At 59.4% G+C, this 20,265-nt stretch carries 20 protein-coding genes; all 20 read right to left on the bottom strand.

Annotated features, from left to right (window positions below):
* Positions 1-70: 70 nt before the first annotated feature.
* Positions 71-931 carry a GGDEF domain-containing protein gene (locus FHT73_RS00620; RefSeq protein WP_183709265.1) on the bottom strand — a complete coding sequence of 287 codons (861 nt, stop codon included), beginning with the start codon at positions 929-931 and terminating at the stop codon, positions 71-73.
* Positions 932-1,204: 273 nt separating this feature from the next.
* Entirely contained in the window at positions 1,205-2,917 is a 1,713-nt protein-coding gene (ureC, locus tag FHT73_RS00615) for an urease subunit alpha (RefSeq protein ID WP_183709263.1), read from the bottom strand.
* A gap of 3 nt (positions 2,918-2,920) precedes the next feature.
* Positions 2,921-3,544, bottom strand: a complete 624-nt coding sequence (locus tag FHT73_RS00610) for a Urease operon accessory protein (protein ID WP_183710111.1) — start codon at positions 3,542-3,544, stop codon at positions 2,921-2,923.
* Between the two features lie 17 nt (positions 3,545-3,561).
* Entirely contained in the window at positions 3,562-3,996 is a 435-nt protein-coding gene (locus tag FHT73_RS00605) for a lysozyme inhibitor LprI family protein (protein WP_112411494.1), read from the bottom strand.
* Between the two features lie 15 nt (positions 3,997-4,011).
* Positions 4,012-4,317, bottom strand: coding sequence for an urease subunit beta (locus FHT73_RS00600; RefSeq protein WP_112334914.1), 306 nt, complete (start codon positions 4,315-4,317; stop codon positions 4,012-4,014).
* A 10-nt stretch (positions 4,318-4,327) separates the two neighbouring features.
* Positions 4,328-4,582, bottom strand: coding sequence for a DUF1272 domain-containing protein (locus FHT73_RS00595; protein ID WP_112334915.1), 255 nt, complete (start codon positions 4,580-4,582; stop codon positions 4,328-4,330).
* A 7-nt stretch (positions 4,583-4,589) separates the two neighbouring features.
* Positions 4,590-4,892, bottom strand: coding sequence for an urease subunit gamma (locus FHT73_RS00590; RefSeq protein ID WP_015340839.1), 303 nt, complete (start codon positions 4,890-4,892; stop codon positions 4,590-4,592).
* Between the two features lie 31 nt (positions 4,893-4,923).
* Positions 4,924-5,745: an urease accessory protein UreD gene (locus FHT73_RS00585; RefSeq protein WP_112415438.1), complete on the bottom strand. Its 822-nt coding sequence runs from the start codon at positions 5,743-5,745 to the stop codon at positions 4,924-4,926.
* A gap of 222 nt (positions 5,746-5,967) precedes the next feature.
* Positions 5,968-6,663: a class I SAM-dependent methyltransferase gene (locus FHT73_RS00580; RefSeq protein WP_183709261.1), complete on the bottom strand. Its 696-nt coding sequence runs from the start codon at positions 6,661-6,663 to the stop codon at positions 5,968-5,970.
* A gap of 119 nt (positions 6,664-6,782) precedes the next feature.
* A complete protein-coding gene (locus tag FHT73_RS00575; RefSeq protein WP_112604472.1) occupies positions 6,783-7,754 on the bottom strand; it encodes a D-glycerate dehydrogenase in 972 nt (323 codons plus the stop codon).
* A gap of 147 nt (positions 7,755-7,901) precedes the next feature.
* Complete coding sequence (locus tag FHT73_RS00570) at positions 7,902-9,023, bottom strand: branched-chain amino acid ABC transporter substrate-binding protein (RefSeq protein ID WP_015340842.1); 1,122 nt, start codon at positions 9,021-9,023, stop codon at positions 7,902-7,904.
* A 185-nt stretch (positions 9,024-9,208) separates the two neighbouring features.
* Positions 9,209-9,562: a DUF6867 family protein gene (locus FHT73_RS00565; protein ID WP_112604468.1), complete on the bottom strand. Its 354-nt coding sequence runs from the start codon at positions 9,560-9,562 to the stop codon at positions 9,209-9,211.
* Positions 9,563-9,586: 24 nt separating this feature from the next.
* Complete coding sequence (locus FHT73_RS00560) at positions 9,587-10,315, bottom strand: ABC transporter ATP-binding protein (RefSeq protein WP_112334919.1); 729 nt, start codon at positions 10,313-10,315, stop codon at positions 9,587-9,589.
* Positions 10,315-11,187 (bottom strand): ABC transporter ATP-binding protein, encoded by an 873-nt coding sequence (locus FHT73_RS00555; protein WP_112604466.1) that lies wholly within the window; start codon positions 11,185-11,187, stop codon positions 10,315-10,317. The genes FHT73_RS00560 and FHT73_RS00555 overlap by 1 nt, the downstream gene beginning before the upstream one ends.
* On the bottom strand, positions 11,187-12,611 hold the full coding sequence (gene livM / locus FHT73_RS00550; protein WP_112604464.1) for a high-affinity branched-chain amino acid ABC transporter permease LivM: 1,425 nt from the start codon (positions 12,609-12,611) through the stop codon (positions 11,187-11,189). Before livM ends, FHT73_RS00555 begins: the two co-directional genes overlap by 1 nt.
* A 4-nt stretch (positions 12,612-12,615) precedes the next feature.
* Positions 12,616-13,518 (bottom strand): branched-chain amino acid ABC transporter permease, encoded by a 903-nt coding sequence (locus tag FHT73_RS00545; protein WP_112334922.1) that lies wholly within the window; start codon positions 13,516-13,518, stop codon positions 12,616-12,618.
* Between the two features lie 304 nt (positions 13,519-13,822).
* Positions 13,823-16,249, bottom strand: a complete 2,427-nt coding sequence (locus FHT73_RS00540) for an FAD-dependent oxidoreductase (protein WP_112604462.1) — start codon at positions 16,247-16,249, stop codon at positions 13,823-13,825.
* Between the two features lie 218 nt (positions 16,250-16,467).
* Positions 16,468-17,022: a sarcosine oxidase subunit gamma family protein gene (locus FHT73_RS00535; RefSeq protein ID WP_183709259.1), complete on the bottom strand. Its 555-nt coding sequence runs from the start codon at positions 17,020-17,022 to the stop codon at positions 16,468-16,470.
* 7 nt (positions 17,023-17,029) lie between these two features.
* The gene (locus FHT73_RS00530) at positions 17,030-19,987 is read right to left on the bottom strand and encodes a sarcosine oxidase subunit alpha family protein (protein ID WP_183709257.1); all 2,958 of its coding nucleotides are present in this window, start codon (positions 19,985-19,987) and stop codon (positions 17,030-17,032) included.
* On the bottom strand, positions 19,984-20,259 hold the full coding sequence (locus FHT73_RS00525; RefSeq protein WP_112334927.1) for a sarcosine oxidase subunit delta: 276 nt from the start codon (positions 20,257-20,259) through the stop codon (positions 19,984-19,986). The genes FHT73_RS00530 and FHT73_RS00525 overlap by 4 nt, the downstream gene beginning before the upstream one ends.
* Between the last annotated feature and the right edge of the window lie 6 nt (positions 20,260-20,265).

Genomic DNA, 20,265 nt, shown 5'->3' with positions numbered 1-20,265 from the left:
CCAATTTATACTTTGGCAGACCATGCAAAATTGTCGCCGCCCGCGCAAGCATCAATGACGTGTGGAAGCCTCACATCTGCTGCACATAGCGTTGCAGTTCCCTGACATCCGTCGTTGCCTCCTGCTCCTGCTCGGAGGCGCAACGATTCCAGACCTGCGACAGACGCTCGCGCTCGTGCATGACACGGTTGCGGCCAAGCGTCTTGGCAAGATAAAGCGCCTTATCGGCGGCAGCGTAGACGGCCTCCGTCTTACGATCGCCGCCGATGTCGGCAATCCCAGCGGAAATGGTGATCTTCACCGACCCGCCTTCAATGGCGATCGACTGTTCGGCGATCTGCTCCTTGATCTCCTCAACGCGCGCGATACGCTCGGCCGTATCGCCGCCATGGATGATGACGCCGAACTCCTCACCGCCAAGTCGCGCAATCACGTTTTCTCCAGTGAAGGCATCGGAAAATAGCCGCGACACCGCAACGATCACCGCATCACCGGATGCGTGCCCAAAGCGATCATTGATCGTCTTGAACCGATCGAGATCGAAGATCACCAATGACGCGCCGTCCTTGGCCGTATTCAACACCTCGGTAAAGGCACGGCGATTGAGCAGGCCGGACAGCGTGTCGGTGCGGCTCAACCGCTCGAATTCGGCACGAGAGACCGCGAGCCTGTGAATGGAAAAGCCTACCAGCACCGCAAGCGCGCCGGACACGGTGCCGCCGATGATCCATGCCAACAAAACGCCAAAGCGCATCGCCTCGACGATCGGCAATGGCAAAAGATCAAGCCATTGCATCACAAAAATCAGCGCCAGGATGATGGCAAGCGACATGATGACCGCGACAAAACTCATCTTAAGCGCGAAAATAAAAATCGCACGTCGCTGCTGGAAATTACCGAGTTCGGCCTGCAGCGAAATCCATTGCTTCATGCGATTCACCTTCCTCAGCCCACTATTTCAATCATGTGAGATAGGGGCGAAGACGCTTCCAGGTCTTTAATGGAATGATTAAAAAGCGGTGTATTTCCCAAGTTGTGAACAGCCGGGAAGCTACATCCAGAAAATCCAGCTTGCCGATAGAAATGCGCGATGGCAGCACAACCACATCATGTCATTGATATTGCTGCGCCCAGTACGCAGCATACGAAAACCCCGGGAAGCCGGGGCTTTCATATCGGCCAAAGATCGGCGTCCGAAATATCCTCAGAAAAGGAAATAGCGCTGCGCCATCGGCAGCACCGTCGCCGGCTCGCAGGTCAGAAGCTCGCCATCGGCACGCACTTCATAAGTTTCCGGATCCACCTCGATATGCGGCGTCAGGCTATTATGGATCATCGATGCTTTGGAAATGCCACCGCGCGTGTTCCGAACGGGCAGCAGCGTCTTGGCGACGCCAAGCTTGCCGGCAAGCCCCGCATCGAAAGCCGCCTGGGAAACGAAGGTCACCGACGAATTCGTACGATTCTTGCCATAAGCGCCGAACATCGGCCGGTAGTGCATCGGCTGCGGCGTCGGAATGGAGGCATTCGGGTCGCCCATGGGTGCTGCGGCGATCGAGCCGCCGATCAGCACCATCTCCGGCTTCACGCCGAAGAAAGCCGGGTTCCAGAGCACCAGATCGGCACGCTTGCCGACTTCGATCGAACCGACCTCATGGCTGACGCCATGCGCGATCGCCGGGTTGATCGTATATTTGGCGATGTAGCGCTTCGCGCGGAAATTATCGTTGTCGCCGACCTCCTGTGGCAGGCGACCGCGCTGACGCTTCATTTTGTCGGCGGTCTGCCAGGTACGGATCGCCACCTCGCCGACGCGGCCCATGGCCTGACTGTCGGAGGAGATGATCGAAAAGGCGCCGATGTCGTGTAGAATATCCTCAGCGGCGATGGTCTCCTTGCGGATGCGGCTTTCGGCAAAGGCGATATCCTCCGGGATCGACGGCGACAGGTGATGGCAGACCATCAGCATGTCCAGATGCTCAGCGATCGTATTAACCGTATAGGGCCGCGTCGGGTTGGTCGAGGACGGGATGACGTTCGACTGCCCGCAGATCTTGATGATATCAGGCGCATGGCCGCCGCCCGCGCCTTCCGTATGGAAGGCGTGAATGGTGCGACCCTTGATGGCACCGATCGTATCCTCCACGAAGCCGCTTTCATTCAATGTATCCGTGTGGATCATCACCTGCACATCATATTCGTCCGCAACGCTGAGGCAGCAGTCGATCGCCGCCGGCGTCGTGCCCCAATCCTCATGCAGCTTGAGCGCACAGGCGCCGCCAAGCACCATTTCCTCCAGTGCGGCGGGAACGGAGGCATTGCCCTTGGCGGAGAGACCGATATTCATCGGAAAGGCGTCGAAGGACTCGATCATCCGCGCCAGATGCCACGGTCCCGGCGTGCAGGTCGTTGCCAGCGTTCCATGCGCCGGCCCCGTGCCTCCGCCAAGCATGGTGGTGACGCCCGACATCAGGGCTTCCTCGATCTGCTGCGGGCAAATGAAATGAATATGGCTGTCCATGCCGCCGGCGGTGACGATCTTCCCCTCACCGGCAATCGCCTCCGTGCCGGGTCCGACGATGATATTGACATTGGGCTGCATATCCGGATTTCCGGCCTTGCCGATTGCAACAATGCGGCCGTCCTTCAGACCGATATCCGCCTTGACGATTCCCCAATGATCAAGGATGAGCGCATTCGTAATGACTGTATCGACGGCTCCGCCGGCGCGCGTCACCTGGCTCTGTCCCATGCCGTCACGGATGACCTTGCCGCCGCCGAACTTCACCTCCTCGCCATAGGTGGTGAAATCCTTCTCCACTTCGATGAACAATTCGGTGTCTGCCAGACGAACCTTGTCGCCAACAGTCGGTCCGAACATGTTGGCATAGGCGGCACGAGAAATCTTGTAGGGCATGATTCAGTCTCCTTCGGAGGCAGAGATAAGGTTCGTGGCGGCAAGGCGCCTGAGGCGACCGAGGGAAACATAGGCATCTACCAGCTGTTTCTCGGCGGCAAACGGATGTTCCTCCCAGCCTGTGTGGCTGAAACCGGTAATGGCAATATCGTCGTCAGGATGGCGTGACATCACATCGGCGATCACGATCATGCCGCTGCTCGGCACGACATAGGAGCCGGGATCGTAATCCGCCAATGCCGTATCGACGCCTTCGTGAATGGCTCGGTCGATCACCACATGCCGCTTACCTGTGGCCTGGCAGAACGCGGTGAACTGATCTGTATAATCATCGCAGAAATCGTCGAGCTCGGGATGCGAGATCGCCAAAGATACGCGCAGCTCAGAGAATTTGTCTGGATCACGCACGCTCCAGATTTCCGATGCGGCAGCGACAGCAGGGCTCTTGCGCCACTCCGCCGAGCCGAGCATGGCGCGGGCCGGCCGGCCTGTGTTGCAGACAGCGACGACATCGGTTCGCCTGCCACCGGCTCCCATCGATCGGCAATCGTTGAAACGGATCACGAGATCGGCGGCATCGATGACAGCGGCTGCACCGGCCGCAACCTCACCATTGCCGACGATCACCACCTGGTGTCTGGAATTCACTGACCGCCCTCCGGCCCATCAGCGAGATCCTTCAATTCCTTGGTCCGCATCTTGGTCAGCTCCGCCTTGCAGCCGGAGACGAGCATGGGCTCCATCGAGCCGCCGCGGGCCTCAAACCCTTGTGCCTCACACTCGCCGTCGCGATAATCCACCCAGGCGCGCTGGGCTTTAACCAGCGCCTTTTCAGCGCCCTTCATGTCGTTATCGAGATCCGCATCGATGGCGACCATCGCAGCGCGCGTTTTCTTATATTGCGCGTTCAACGCCTTGTCGGCCGTGTCGAACTCGAGAGCGGCGCAAATGTTGAGGTCCGTCTGTGCCTCGGCTTTGGCGCAATCAATCTTCGGCTCATCCGGATTGTTCTGCGCAAAGGTAGGGCCGCAGATCAGGGCTGCAGCAAGAGCGACGGCAGCGGGCGCAAGCAATTTCATCGACACCCCCAGAAGCTAGAGCTTGCCCATGACCTGCTGACGGAAGCCATAGACTTCGCGTTTGCCCGACAGCGGGATCAGGGTGACCGAACGTGTCTGCCCCGGCTCGAAGCGCACGGCGGTACCGGCGGGAATATCGAGCCGCATGCCCCTTGCCTTGTCGCGGTCGAAAGACAGCCCGGCATTGGTCTCGGCGAAATGATAGTGGCTGCCGACCTGAACCGGCCGATCGCCCGTATTGGAAACCTCAAGCGTTGTGGTCGGCGCTCCGACGTTGAGTTCGATGTCGCCGCTTGCGGCAATAATTTCACCTGGAATCATGGTTCTCTCCTCATGCGGCCTGGACGGGCGCACATCCCTCAGCTTTCAGAACACGTTTTGTCGAAGCGGGATATTTGGCGAGCAAGGCCGCCGGGCGGATTGGACGCTGCGCGAAGTCACCGCCGCAGTTCGGGCAGATGCCGCCTAATACGGTATCGACGCACTCAACACAGAAGGTGCACTCGAAGGTGCAGATCATAGCCTCTTGGCTTTCCGGCGGCAGATCCCTGTCGCAGCATTCGCAATTTGGCCTCAGCTCCAGCATGGCAACCTCATCGGATGGGTTCGTGGACCGTGACGAGCTTGGTGCCGTCGGGAAAAGTCGCCTCGACCTGAACGTCATGGATCATCTCGGCAACGCCTTCCATCACCTGATCGCGCGTGATGACATGGGCGCCGGTCTCCATCAACTCAGCGACCGGGCGGCCATCGCGTGCGCCTTCGACCACGAAATCGGTAATCAGCGCAATGGCTTCGGGATGATTGAGCTTCACGCCGCGCTCAAGCCGCCGCCTCGCCACCATCGCCGCCATCGAAATCAGCAGCTTGTCTTTTTCTCTCGGAGTGAGGTTCATCGCCTACCTATGTGATTGCTGTTTGCTCAATTTACAGATTCCAGACTTTCGGCACAGGCGCACCGTCGCGCAAGGCGGAAATGATCGGGATGAGGATTTTTCTGAGCGCGAAGCCATCGACGGCAACAAGCCGCACGACAAGCTTCTCACCCCAGTGGCTGGCACCCCCCATATGGGTTTCGAGGAGCGGCCTGATCCGGCCGAGATAAGTCTCGGCCAGCGGCCCGACATAAAGCAAGGTCGCAAAGGCGACCTGACCGTCCAGCACAGCCATTTTCGCCGTCAATGCAGCCACATCGCCATCCAGACACAGTTCCTCGGCATGAACCAGCCGTCCGCCGCGGCGTATGCGCCAGCGATCGCGAAACAGTCCCTGCTCCATCGTCTCGCCCATGGCTTTGCGGCCAAGCAGGATCGCCTCGACGGCAAGGAACTCGGCCGCATCGTCAAGCTCGACATTCAACGTCCGCGAAAGCGAGGCGCGGTCGAACAGGATGGTCTCCTGCGGCAGCCAATCGACCCGGGCGCCACGGCCAACCTTAATGGACGTTTCGACCTCTGCCGTACCGGCCGAAGCCTTGTAGATCTTCTCGCAGGCCTGCGTGGTCACATCGATGCGTGTACCCGACGCGGCGGAAATGCTCCAATCCATACGGTCGCCGCCCGTCAAGCCGCCGGCCGTATTGATAATGACGGCCTCCATGGAATGATCGAAAGTTTCCGGCAGCCTGATCTTGGCCGCGCCCTCCTGAAAGAGCTCGGAAAGGCGCGTGCGGCCGCCAAGCGACTTCGCCGCAAGATGGCCGCGACCCCGCGCCCTCTGCGGTCTCGTCCCTGCCACCGTCATTGCCATCAGCCTCTCCACGCATCGCATATGCCAAGTCCGGCCATTGAAGCCCGGCGAGCAATAAATGCAAGCAATTCCTGTGCCTTATTCGACGCCGTGCAATATTGGTCTTATATCAGCCGCATCAGCTGCATTTTTCGTCAAACGCCGAAAAGAAAGGCAGTAAATTTAAGTGAACCGAACGGGTATCGGAAGCAGATCTACAGAAAGCTCCGCCTGCGAAACCATCTACCCCTTCACTGCCGAGAAGAAGAGGAAGCGCGGCTTGGTTGTCAGGTTCTGGTATGCCTCCGGGAAAAGGGTGCTGACCCTGGGATCCGGCTGCGGCTCGCTCACGACATCGATCTGAAATCCGGCTGATTTCAGCGCATCGAACATGGCATGAAGCGGCCGGTGCCAAAATCGCATGGTGATGTCCTTGCCGCCGCGGTGCCACGTCTCGCTGAAGTTATAGGTCTCGAAGTAGCTTTCCCCGCTCGCCGGATCATGATCCATGAAAGGATGATGTGTCGAAAAAATCAGGCGGCCCCCATCTGACAAGACACGCCTGAATTCCGAGAGAGGGCGCGACCAATCGTGCAGATAATGCATGACCAAGGAGGCAATTACCAAATCGAAGGCGCCGTCTTCGAAAGGCAACCGCTCGTTCAAATCGGCTAGCAACAAACGCGCCCGCCCTTCCAGGCGGCGTCGCGCGATTTCGAGCAAGCCCGCGCTCGCATCGACGCCAGTCAGGACCGCTCCCCGATCGACGAGGGCGGCGGCATGGGCCCCGCCTCCGCAACCGGCATCAAGAACGCAAAGGCCTGCAACATCACCGGCGAGCGAGAGAATTGCAGGTCGCTCATAATAAGCATTCCAGGCATTGTTCTCGTTGTCGGCCTGATAGGCGGCTGCGAACGCATCATAGTGATTATCAGACACTGTTCCTCCTTGCCGGAAAACGGCACACATGACGGCTTCAAGTGGTTGACGCCGCCACCTCATGGACGCGCCGCCTGTCCTGCAACGACGTATCGCAGTCTGGGTTTCTGTATTTCTGCCTAGATCACACGATCCGGTGGCTCGCGCCCGGCAAAGAAGGCGGTGACATTGTCCACCACCTTCATCCCCATGGCGGTGCGCGTCTCTTCAGTGGCGCTGCCGAGATGCGGCAGAAGCACGACGTTGTTCATCGCCCTCAACCGCTCGGGAACATGCGGTTCAGCTTCATAAACGTCGAGGCCGGCGCCGCGGATCGTCCTCCGCTCCAGTGCCGAAATCAGCGCTGCCTCGTCGACGACATCGCCTCTTGCGGTATTGATCAGGAAGGCCTCCGGTTTCATGGCCGCGAAACGGGCCGCATTCATCAGGTGCCGGTTCTCGGCACCGCCTGGACAATGCAGGGAGACGAAATCGGAGACTTCCAGAACATCTTCTACGGTCTGCAACTGGACGGCGCCATAGCGAGCCGCCTCCATGGGATCGATGGCGGAGCGATTGTAGAAGACGACATCCATACCGAAGCCAAAATGGCAGCGCTGCGCGAAGGCACGGCCAATGCGGCCGAAGCCGATAATGCCGACGGTCTTGCCGGTCACTTTGGTGCCGACCAGATGTGTTGGCCGCCATCCGCTCCAGGCGCCGGCCCTGACTTCACGCTCGCCTTCGCCGCCACGGCGCGCAACGGAAAGAAGGAGCAGCATGGCGATATCGGCCGTGCAATCAGTCAGCACACCGGGCGTGTTGGTGACGACCACGCCCTTCTGTTTTGCCGCGGCAATATCGATATGATTGAAGCCGACGCCGAAATTGCCGAGGATCTTCGTCCTGATCGCCTGACCTTCGAAAAGTGCTGCAGGAAGCTTGTCGGAAACGGTCGGCAGGACTGCATCATAGGCGAGCAGCGCCTCGCGCAGCTGCCCCGCGTCGAGCGCGATGTCATCCTTGTTCAACGTTGCGTCGAAACGCTCGGAAAGCACGGATTCGACCGCGGCCGGCCAGCGTCGGGTCACAAGAATACGGGGTTTGCTCATGCGGTCATCCTCCTGCCGATATCAGGCAGATTTAAAGCAGCCTCGGCTTGAAGAAAATGGCGAACCGATATCACGATTATGAAAAAGCCCGGCCAGTGGCCGGGCTTCTCAGATCTTGCCCATGCCGGAAAACCGGCATCACAAAGCTTACTTCGAGATTTCGTCGTAGTTGTACTTGCCGTCGGAACCCTTGGACCACTTGTACATGACGTAGTCCGGACGGGTGATGTCGCCCTTGGCGTTGAAGCCCAGATCGCCGATAGCGGTCTTGAACGGACCCTTTGCCTTCAGCGCATCGGCAACAGCCATCGGATCGTTGGAACCGGCAGCCTTGGCGGCGGCAGCGATAACCTGCAGAGCCGAGTAGGAATAGAGCGTGTAGCCTTCCGGCTCGTAGCCGGCAGCGCGGAACTTGGCGACGAGATCGGCGGAAGCCGGGTTCTTGCGCGGATCCGGCGCGAAGGTCATCAACGTGCCGTCGACGGCGTCGCCGGCGATCGATGCGAGCTCGTTCGAGACGATACCGTCACCCGACATGAAGTGAGCCTTCACACCCTGGTCGGCCATCTGGCGCATGATGAGGCCAGCTTCCGTGTGCAGACCGCCGTAGTAGACGAAATCGACGCCAGCCTGCTTCATCTTGGCGATCAGGGCCGAGTAGTCCTTATCGCCGGGGGTGATGCCTTCATAAACAACTTCCGTCACGCCAGCGGCGTTGAGGTTCTTCTTGGTTTCATCGGCCAGACCCTGACCATAAGGGGTCTTGTCGTGAACGACGGCAACCTTGGCGCCCTTGAAATTGTCGGCGATGTACTTGCCGGCAACTTCGCCCTGCTGGTCGTCACGGCCGCAAGTACGGAACGTGTTCCACAGGCCGCGTTCGGTGAACTTCGGGTTCGTCGAAGCGGGAGTGATCTGCAGGATGCCGTTTTCAGCGTAGACTTCCGAAGCCGGAATGGAAACGCCCGAGTTGAAGTGACCGACGACGAACTTCACACCGTCAGCAACAAACTTGTTGGCGACCGAAACGCCCTGCTTGGCGTCGGAGACGTCGTCGCCGAGTTCGATCTTGATCTTTTCCCCGTTGATGCCGCCTGCAGCATTGATGTCGGCTGCCGCCTGTTCCGCACCCTTCTGAAGCTGCGCGCCAAACGCAGCATTCGGGCCCGTCAACGGACCGCCAACGCCAACAATGATATCGGCCTTCGCAGCGCCGCCGAAAGCGATCATCGCCGACAAAGCCACCGCCGACAGAAGATACTTCTTCATATTATTACTCCCAATTTTTAAGCGGGTTCCGTTTAATCTGCCCTGCGCGATACCCACCAATCACCACGCCGGTAACGCTTGCATTTCGAACTCTGGAAGCATGACCCTGCCCGTTCCCGTCTGTTTTTATGGGGCTGGATGACGCTCTTGGTTGTACGCAGACTGTGCCTAGTTTAGGCCCAGTGTCAATTCTTCTTCTTCCAAGAAAAGGCCGAGGTCTTTTCATAAAGCCAGTAGTAGTTATTCACCATCTGATCGGTACGGCGATACCGGTATCCCGCGGTCGCAAATACGAGCAGAAGCACGACGTCGATGATGTAGATGGTGACGTCGAATACCGGGCCGTTGAACAGCGCATGGTGCAGAAACTGCAGCGCAAGGCCGATCAGAAAGCTGTAGACGACGACAATCGGATAGGTTTCCCAGCCGGAAGCGACGGCGCGTCCTGCGCGCCACGCAGTCCAAAAACCCAGGATGACGATAACGGCACGGATGACCATGCGGCCGCCGGTATCGCTGTCGAAGAGAAGTCCCTGCATCTTAAATTCTCCGCGAAACGAAACTCAATGATGTCCGCCTTCGAGATAGGCGGCGCGCACTTCCGGATTGGCGAGCAGTTCCTTGCCCGAACCGCTCATCGTCACCCGGCCGTTGACCATCACATAAGCGCGGTCGGAAAGCTTCAGCGCCGCAAAGGCATTTTGCTCGACGAGGAAGACGGTGAGCCCCTGGCTCTTGTTCAGAACCTTGATCGCTTCGAAGATGCCCTTCACGATCAGCGGTGCCAAGCCAAGCGACGGCTCGTCCAGGAGCAGCAGCTTTGGGCGCGCCATCAGTGCACGGCCGATCGACAGCATCTGCTGCTCGCCGCCGGAAAGCGTGCCGCCGCGCTGCGACTGACGCTCCTTCAGGCGCGGGAAAAGCGTGAAGATCTTCTCGACGTCCTCGTTGAAGTATTTGAGCTTGTCGAGGCTCGCGCCCATCTGCAGGTTTTCGTAGACGGTCATGCGCGGAAAGATGCGCCGCCCTTCCGGCGATTGCGCGATGCGAAGCCGCGCAATCTCGTGCGTCGGCATGCGCGTAATATCCTGGCCGTCGAAAGTGACCGATCCGGTACGAGCTTGAGGGCTGCCGCAGATCGTCATCATCAGCGTCGACTTGCCGGCGCCGTTGGCGCCGATCAGGCTGACGATCTCACCACTGTTGACTTCGATGTCGACACCGGCAAGGGCGCGGATATTGCCGTAATAGGTTTCCACGCCCGCAACTTTGAGAAGTGGCTGCCCCGTCATCAATGTTCACCTTCCTGGAGGTGTTCGACTTCGGCAATCACCTCTTCCACTTCCTCATCCTCAACGCCCAGATAGGCAGCGATCACGCGAGGATCGTTCTTGACTTCATCCGGCGTACCGTCGGCAATCTTCTGCCCATATTCGAGGACGATGACATGGTCGGAAATTTCCATGACCACCGACATATCGTGCTCGATCAGCAGGATAGACGTGCCGGTATCCTTGCGGATACTGCGCAGGAATTCGTTGAGAACCAGGGATTCGCGAGGGTTGAGACCGGCAGCCGGCTCGTCCAGGCAAAGCAGCTCCGGCCCCGTGCACATTGCGCGAGCGATTTCCAGGCGACGTTGCGCGCCGTAGGGAAGATCGCCGGCCGGATCGTCAGCGCGATCGATGAGATCGGCCTTCTCGAGCCAGAAACGCGCAAGTTCGATCGCATTCTTCGCCTCGGAACGGTACGGACCGATGCCGAGCAGACCGAGGATCGTATAGCCGGAGGCGCGCATCAGCTTGTTGTGCTGCGCCACCAGCAGGTTTTCCAGCACGGTGAGGCCCGAAAACAGGCGGATATTCTGGAAGGTGCGCGCCACCTTGGCTTCACGCGTGATCCGGAAATCCGGAAGCCGTTCCAGGAGATATTCCTTACCGGTCTTCTGATGCAGGCTGATCATACCCATCGTCGGCTTGTAGAAGCCGGTGATGCAATTGAACACCGTTGTCTTGCCGGCGCCGTTCGGGCCGATCAAGGCGGTGATGTCGCCGCGCTTTGCCTCGAAGGAGAAGTCGTTGATCGCCATCAGGCCGCCGAACTTCATCGACAGATGATCGACCTTCAGCAGAACGTCATTGGAGTTTGCGGTCACAGCGCTCATCAGCCGTGGCCCTCCTTGGTAAAGCTGCCGGAGACCGCTTTTCGCTCCTTGAGGAAGGCGGTCGGCTCACGCGTACCGACAAAGCCGCGCGGCTTGAAGATCATGACAACCACCATGGCGAGGCCGAAGATGAGCATGCGGTAGAGTTCCGGGGTGAAATCCGGGCCGAAGCCGGGAATAATTGTCGTATCGCCCCAAACCAGGCCGGTCTTCAGGAAGCCCATATTACGCAGCGCTTCGGTGCCGCCGATCATGGCGATCGCCGCAATAGCGATGCCCTTCAGGGACCCCATGCCGCCAAGGACCACAATCGCCAGAATGATCGCGGATTCCAGGAAGACGAAGGATTCCGGCGAGACGAAGCCCTGACGCGCCGCGAAGAAAGAGCCGGCAAAGCCGCCGAACATGGCGCCGGTGGCAAAAGCCGTCAACTTCGTCGTCACCGTATTGATTCCGAGCGAGCGGCAGGCGATTTCATCCTCGCGCAACGCTTCCCATGCACGCCCGATCGGCATGCGGCGCAGCCGGATGGTGACATAAGCTGTCAGCATGCAGAGCAGCAGGATCACGTAGAACAGGAAGATCTTGTACCACGCCGACGAGATCGGCAGACCGAAACTACGGACGAAGTTGTGCGGATCCTTGGTATCGAAGGTATAAAGACCAAAGAGCGATGCCTTGGTGATATTGGAGATGCCGAAGCTTCCCTGCGTCACATCGGTCCAGTTGGTCAGTACGATGCGGATGATTTCCCCGAAAGCGAGCGTCACGATCGCCAGGTAGTCACCCCTGAGGCGCAGCACCGGAAAGCCCAGGATCATCCCCCAAAGTGCGGCAAGGATGCCCGAAAGCGGCAGCAGCAGCCAGAAGGACAGGCCGAAATGCGTCGACAACAGTGCATAGGAGTAAGCACCGACCGCATAGAAGGCGACATATCCCAGGTCAAGCAAGCCCGCGAGGCCAACGACGATATTCAGGCCCCAGGCAAGCATCACGTAGATGAGGATCTGGATGCCGAAATTGTCGACATAGGTCAGCGATCCCTGTGGACCGAGTATCGCAACGGCCGCCAGAGGATAGATGAGCAGCAGCAGGAGCCCGATCGTGTTGAAATGCCTGGCGGCGAAACTTTGTTCGCCCTCAACCCTCACGATCTTGGCCTTGGCGGCCTTTCGCGCCGCCAGATAAGGCTGGACGAAGACCGTCATGATGAAACGGCCGACGGTAGCGATCGCAACGATGGTCGCAAGAAGACCCCAGCGCTGCACGATGACCAGCTTATTGTCAATATTCTGATCGGTCTTGAGACCGATATAGAGGACGAACATGCCGAAGGATATGACCGCGGTCCAGAGGGCGTCCGTAATCCCCTTCTGGACAAGGCCGGGTGCGGTCTTGCCTGCAACGAAGTTTGAATTTGCCATGGCGTTATACCTTTTCGACTTCCGGCCGGCCGAGAATACCCGTCGGCTTGAAGATCAGCACGTAGGCCAGGATACCGTATGTCGCGACATCCTTATACGCGATGGGAAAATTGCCCGACCAGAACGACTCGATGAAACCGATCATCAGACCGCCGAGAACAGCGCCCGGCAGCGAGCCGATGCCACCCAGAACCGCCGCCGTGAAGGCTTTGACACCCGGCACGAAACCATCCGTGAAGTTCGCAACGCCATAATACATCAGATACATCGTACCGGCGACGGCAGCGAGCGCCGCACCCATGATGAAGGTGATGGAAATGGTCCGGTCGACATTGATGCCGAGCAGCGCCGCCATCTTGCGGTCCTGCTCGGTCGCGCGCTGAGCACGCCCGAGCGCCGTCTTGTTGACGATGTACCAGAATGCGGCGAGCAGCACGACGGTGATGATGAAGATGATGATCTGCTTCAGGGACAGCGAGATCCCGCCGAAATTGTAGACATCGCCCACGAGCGTCGGGATCGGCTTGTTGCGCGGGCCCTGTGCGACCTGGATGAAGTTCGACAGAACGATCGACATACCGATTGCCGTGATCAGCGGCGCGAGCCGGAACGACCCGCGCAACGGCCGATAGGCAACGCGCTCGATCACCCAGTTCCAAAGACTCGTCATCAGCATGGCGACGATCAACATCACCAAAAGCAGGATGGCAACCGGCAGGCCGGCAAACAGCGAAATCAGAACGAGATAGGTGATAAGAGCGGCAAAGCCGCCAAGCATGAAAACATCACCGTGGGCAAAATTGATCATGCCGATGATGCCGTAGACCATGGTGTAACCAATGGCGATCAGGCCGTAGATCGACCCGAGAGTCAGCCCGTTTAAGAGCTGCTGGATAAAATAATCCATATGTCATTTCCCCTGGATGCGGCGTCATACGATCGCATCTCTTATTACTTTTTTAGGTTCCTTCTGGAGGCCTATGGCCGCGATTCCATACTGGTTTCGAAAGAAATGTGAAGCCAAAAAGGCGAGAAATTGACAAATTCTTTTCAAATCGCGGTGCGCTGATGCGAATTCGACCAAAAATGACACGAAAGCGGCAGTCCGTGGCTCAAAATTAGCCAAAGCCGCCTCCTGCCGCTCCCAAATTGAAAAGCTCTCGTCAGCGGCAGGTCGTGCGTGATCTACCGCTGCCTTGTGAAGGCGCCCTTCAGGCGCGCATGCGGCCTCCATCTGCGTCAAACAGCGGCTCGACCTGAAGCCTTGCCGGCAAAAGCTCGCCAAGCAATTCGATCGCCCAGCCCTGTGCCTCGTCGGCGATCTCCTTCGGCACATAGCCGACTGCAACGGAAAGACCGGAAGCGTGCGCATAGCCGCCCGAGGTCACCCAGCCGCAAACCGCGCCCTCATGATAAATGGGCTCGTCGCCGATGACGTCGGCATCCCTTGCGCTCAGAATGAACGTGCACAGCCGCAAGGTTCCGCCTTCCGCCTTTTCCTTGGCAGCCGCAGCCTTGCCAATGAAATCGGCTTCCTTGGACAGCGCGACGAACCGGCTGAGCCCGGCCTCGAACGGACCATATAGCGGCCGGTATTCGCGCGCCCAACTGCCGTAGGATTTGTCGAGACGCAGTGCATTGAGCGCTCTCAACCCAAAGAGCCGGATGTCGAACTCGGCACCCTCCTGCATCAGTAGGTCGAAAATGTAGCGCTGGTACTCCGGCTTCATCCAGATCTCATAGCCGAGATCGCCCGTATAGGAGACGCGGCCGACGATGGCAGGCGCCATGCCGATATCCATGCGGCCGATCGACATGAAGGGGAAGGCGGCAGTGGAAATATCCTGATGGGTCAGCTTCTGCAGCAGTTTACGAGCATTCGGGCCGGCGATCGAAAGGCCGAGAAGCGAAAGACCGAGTGCATTCAGTTCGACTGAACCGTCCTTCGGCAGGAGGCTTTCGAACCAGCGCATGTGATAGGCTTCGGCAATGCCGGAGCCGATGAGAAGGAAATCTTCCTCACCGAGCTTGGCAAGCGTGAAATCGCCGATCAGCTTGCCGTCATGTTTCAACATCGGCGCCAGTGTCATTCGGCCCACGGCCGGAATGCGGCAGGTCAGCAGCGTATCGAGGAAAGCTTCCGCTCCCGGCCCCTTGACCGAATATTTGGCAAAACCTGACGTTTCCATCAGGCCGACGCTATCGCGCACCGCCTTGGCTTCCGCGGCGACGACGTCGAAATCGTTGGAACGCCGCCACGAGAATTGATCCACTTCGCCCTGCGGAGCAAACCACAGCGCCTGCTCAAGGCCATAGTAAGCGCCGAAGACGCCCCCGACTTGCTTCAGCTTGTCGTAGATCGGAGTCGTCAGCAGCGGGCGTGCAGCCGGCAGTTCCTCGTTCGGATAGCGGATCGAGAAGCGGCGGGTATAGTTCTCGCGCACTTTGGCATTGGTATAGGCGAGCGTCGCGTAGTCGCCATAGCGGGAAACGTCCATGGCGAAGACGTCGAAGCCCGGATCGCCGTAGATCATCCAATTGGCAAGCGCGAGCCCCACGCCGCCGCCCTGGCTGAAGCCGGCCATGACGGCACAGGCCGACCAATAGTTCCTCAAGCCACGGACAGGGCCGACAAGCGGGTTGCCGTCGGGCGAGAAGGTGAACGGACCGTTGATGATCTTCTTGATGCCCGCATTGTTGAATGCCGGGAAATGGCGGAAGCCGACTTCCAGTTCCGGCGTGATGCGCTCGATATCCTCGGCCAGCAGTTCGTGACCGAAATCCCAAGGTGTCGTTAGCGGCGACCATGGACGGCAGGCCTTTTCATAGGTGCCCATCAGCATGCCCTGCCGCTCCTGGCGCAGATAGATCTCGCCGTCGAAATCCACGCAGTGCATCAGCTCCTTGCCTGTCGACTTATTGAAGTCGATGACCTCGGGCATATCTTCGGTGATGAGATACATGTGCTCCATCGCGAGCACCGGCAACTCCAGCCCTACCATACGGCCGACTTCGCGCGCCCAGAGACCAGCGGCGTTGACGACATGCTCGGCGATGATCTCGCCCTGGTTGGTGATGACACGCCAGGAACCGTCTTCGCGCTGCACCAGCTCTTCCACCTTGGTATGCAGGTAGATTTCAGCACCGTTCTTCTTGGCCGAACGAGCATAGGCGTGCGTCGTGCCATAGGGATCGAGATGGCCTTCGACGGGATCGTAGAGAGCGCCGACGAACTGATCGGGATCGAGAAGCGGCATCATCTCGTGCGCTTCCTTCGGCGTCAGCAGCGTCGCTTCCAGGCCGTTGTAGCGCCCCTTGGCGAGAATGGATTTCAGCCAGTCGAAGCGTTGCGGGGTTGCCGCCAGCATCAGGCCGGAGGTGAGGTGCAGGCCGATATCCTGGCCGGAATATTCCTCGATCTCCTTATAGAGCTCGACCGTATATTTCTGCAGCTTGGCGACGTTCGGATCGCCGTTGATCGTATGCATGCCGCCGGCGGCATGCCAGGTCGAGCCGGATGTCAGCTCGGAACGCTCGAGTAGCACCACATCCGTCCAGCCGAATTTCGTCAGGTGATAGAGCACCGAACATCCGACGACACCGCCACCGATAACGACGACCTTGGCATGGCTTTTCATTGGGGATCCCCTGTTTTCGGCACGAAGCCGCCGGGTGTCTTCCCGCGCGACCGACCGTATTTGAGAGGAACCCTAAAGGCTATCCGATAGCCCAAATAGCCCGAACTGCGAAACCGATATGTCTGTTTGCGTCATCGCAATTGTTCGGATCGCGCCATCCACGATTGGCGGTGCAAGCCGGCTGGCAGGCCATCCGACATCGGGCTATAGAAGGATTTTTAGTCTGCGAAACCGGCCGTGAGCGCGAACTCCCGTCCCATCTCCATGATCTCCTCGAAGACACTGCCGGCATAGGAGCGCGGCACGATGATTTCGAAGTGATCGGGCCCGGTGCGGGCAACGTTGGCGCTGACATGGCAGCACAGCATGCTGGCAGACTGCCCCTCGGCAAAGACCTGCGGATGCAGGTCGACGGCCACGCATTTGGCGAGGATGCGGCGGACGCTGGGGCCGGAAATGCGCAGCAGTACGCGGCCGTCGCTCTGCTCGAAGAAGGAAGCCCGGGCGGGATCGAGGGTGAAAAGATCCCGCGCAACGCTGTCGGCGCCGAGCGTGGCCGACACAACGAACCATTCTCTCGGCCCGACATCGCGAACCGATACATCCTTCAGCGCCTTCAGGCTCGTCAGAACGCCATCCTGGTCGCCGGCCCTTGCGAGCACGGAGAAAATCGCCGGACGACGCACGACGGCAAGGTGATTCGGATTTGCGGCAGCTTCGAAGCCGGAAATATGATCTTCCAGCACATGCCTGTTCTGAAACGCGACGCTCATCAATCCATCACCCCAAAAGCTTCTTGTTGTCGGGATCGACAAAGACCGGACTGCAGACCTCTGCCGCCACTTCTTCACCGCGCAATCCGTCCCAGACGACCACGCGCTCGCCGATGCGTTCCCGACCCGACTTCAGGAAAGCGAGTGCGATGGAATGACCGAGCGTCGGCGAGAAGCACGCCGAGGAGACATACCCCTGATCGTTCACGGTCGAAGGTCTCGCGCCCTCCTTCAAAATATGTGCACCGGCGAGAATTTCCTTAGCCGTATCGATGGGCTTCAGGCCGACAACCTGGCCGCGGTCGGCAGCGGTCAGACCGAAGCGGGTCGACAGCCGCCTACCGATGAAATCCGGCTTCTGCGTCGACATCATGCGGCCAAGCCCGACATCGTCAGGGGTCGTGCGTCCATCGAGCTCGTTATGGGTGACGTGGCCCTTCTCGATACGCAGCACGTTCAGAGCTTCGACGCCATAAGGACAGATGCCATGCGCCTTGCCTGCCTCTATGATGGCATCGGCGACCGCCTCGCCATAACCGGCCGGGACGGCAAGTTCGTAGCCCAACTCGCCAGAGAAGGAGATGCGGAACAGACGTGCCCTGAGGCCACCCTTCAGCATGACCTCTGCAGCGGCAAGGAACGGAAAGAACGCGTCGGAAATATCGTCTTCCACGATCTGCTCCAGCACCAGCCGCGCCTTCGGGCCGGCAATCGCCATCTGCGCCCATTGATCGGACGAGGACACGAAGCGAACGTCCAGCTGCGGCCAGAGCGTCTGGGCTGCGAATTCCATATGCGTCATCACCTCGCCGGCCATCGCCGTCGTGGTCGTCATGAAGAAATGATCAGGCGTCAGCCGGCTCGTCGTGCCGTCGTCGAAGACCATGCCGTCTTCGCGCAGCATCAAGCCGTAGCGCGCCTTGCCGATCGGCAGTTTCAGGAAGGCGTTGGAATAGAGGCGATTGAGAAACTCCGCCGCATCCTTGCCGAAAATCTCTATCTTGCCGAGCGTCGACACGTCGCAGATCCCGACATTGTTGCGCACGGTCAGAACCTCACGGTCCACGCTGTCGCGCCAGCCCTTTTCGCCCTGCCGGGCAAACCAGGACGATCGATACCAGAGGCCGGCTTCGACAAAACTTGCGCCGTTCTTCTTCGCCCATCCATGCAGCGGCGATTCCCGAACCGGCTGCGCATGCTTGTCGCGCGCGGTTCCCGCCAGTGCACCAAAGGACACCGGCGTATAGAACGGTCTGAATGTCGTCGTGCCGACGGCCGCCGGGCTGACACCGCGCATGCCGGCGATAATGCCCGCGGCATTGACATTGCCGAGCTTGCCCTGATCCGTCGCCATCCCGCTCGTCGTGTAGCGCTTGGCATGTTCCACATGGCCGAAGCCTTCGCGCAAAGCGAGACCAAGATCCTTGGCGTGAACGTCGTTCTGGAAGTCGACGAATGCCTTGTCCTTCGCGCCCGGCACATGCCAGATCGCCGCGAAAGACGGGTCATATTCGCCCTCCACTTCGGGCAGTTCGGCCCCATGAGCCTTGCGGCCGAAACCTTCAACGATTTTTCGCGCTTTTTCCGCCCCGTCGGCAAGACAACCGGAAACGCTCTCGATGCCCGCAGCCGAGCCGGCAATCTCCAGCTCGCCGGAGACGATCGGCGCCATGAAGGCCTGCTTCTCGTCCGACCAGACCGGCTTGGCGCCTCGCTGGCAGGCAAGATGGATGATCGGCGACCAGCCGCCCGATATGGCCAGCGCGTCGCAGGTGATCAACTCATCCAGGCCGCCGCGGTCTGCAATGACGCCGCTGATGCGATACTTGCCCTTCGTCGCGTGAACGCTGGCGCCGTACACGACGCGAACGCCCTGAGGAGCAACATCCGCCGATGCGGCGCGCGTATCGAGAATTGCCGAAATCTCGACGCCCGAGGCAGCGAAATCAACAGCTGTTCGATAACCGGAGCCACCATTGGTAAAGACCACCACCTTCTGCCCGGCAACGACGCCATAACGGTTGAGATAGCTGCGCATGGCGCCGGCCATCATCACGCCCGGGCGATCATTTCCGCCGAACACCAGCGGCCGCTCTTCGGCACCCGAGGCGAGAATGGCGCGCTTGGCGGCAATGCGCCACAGACGCTCGGCCGGCAAGTCGATCGATGGCATCGCCACATGTTTCTGCACCTTCTCGACGGCGCCGAAGACATTGTCGTCATACCAGCCGAACACGGTGGTACGCGGCATCAAGGTGACGTTCTCGAAGGTCTGTAGTTCCTCAAGGGTCGCCTGCACGAAAACGTCGGCAGAAGCACCGCCAATCGTCAGCTTTTCCGACAATAGCGAACCGCCAAGTCGAAAACCTTCGTCGGCCAATACGACACGCAGGCCTGCGCGGGCAGCGGTCAGAGCCGCCATTAACCCCGCCGGACCGGAGCCGATCACAAGCAAATCGCAATGAGCCCAGGCCTTTTCATAACGATCCGGATCCGCCTGCATGACCGCCTTGCCGAGGCCGGCAGCGCGACGGATAATCGGCTCATAGACCTTCTCCCAGAAGGCAGCCGGCCACATGAAAGTCTTGTAGTAGAAGCCGGCCCCCAGAAAGGGCGAGAGCAAACTGTTGACCGAGCCAAAATCATACTTCAGCGACGGCCAGCGGTTCTGACTCACCGCACTCATGCCCTGATAAAGCTCGGCGACAGTGGCGCGCGTATTCGGTTCTGTCCGCCCGTCCTTGCCGATGGTGACGAGCGCGTTCGGCTCGGCCGAGCCCGCCGTCAAAATGCCGCGCGGCCTGTGATATTTGAAACTGCGCCCGACGAGCATCTGGTCATTGGCGAGCAGAGCGGCGGCGAGTGTGTCGCCCTCCAGACCCTTCATCTCCTTGCCGTCGAATTGGAAGGAAAGCGGACGGCTGCGATTGACGAGACCGCCGGCCGACAGACGATAGGAGGTCATCGTGCCGCCTCCTTCGCCTTGTCCTCGGCATCGGTAACGGAAAAGACCTCATGGGTGACGTTGCTGCGCTTGACGACCAGCCAACGGCGACATCCGGCGCTATGATGCCAATATTCTTCAATCCGGCCGCGCTCGTTGTCGCGGATGAAGACATAACGATTCCAGTCCTCATCCGGCGCCGTCGGCGCAGGACGAACGACGGAGGCGCCGCGAATGGAGAATTCTTCCTTGGGTCGCACGCCGCAATGCGGGCAGTTGATCAAGCTTGCCATTGGTAT

The organism is Rhizobium sp. BK098 (assembly GCF_014193155.1).
GTDB lineage: Bacteria > Pseudomonadota > Alphaproteobacteria > Rhizobiales > Rhizobiaceae > Rhizobium.
The sequence above is the reverse complement of the archived record's forward strand: the minus strand, read 5'-3'. Positions and strand labels throughout refer to the sequence as shown.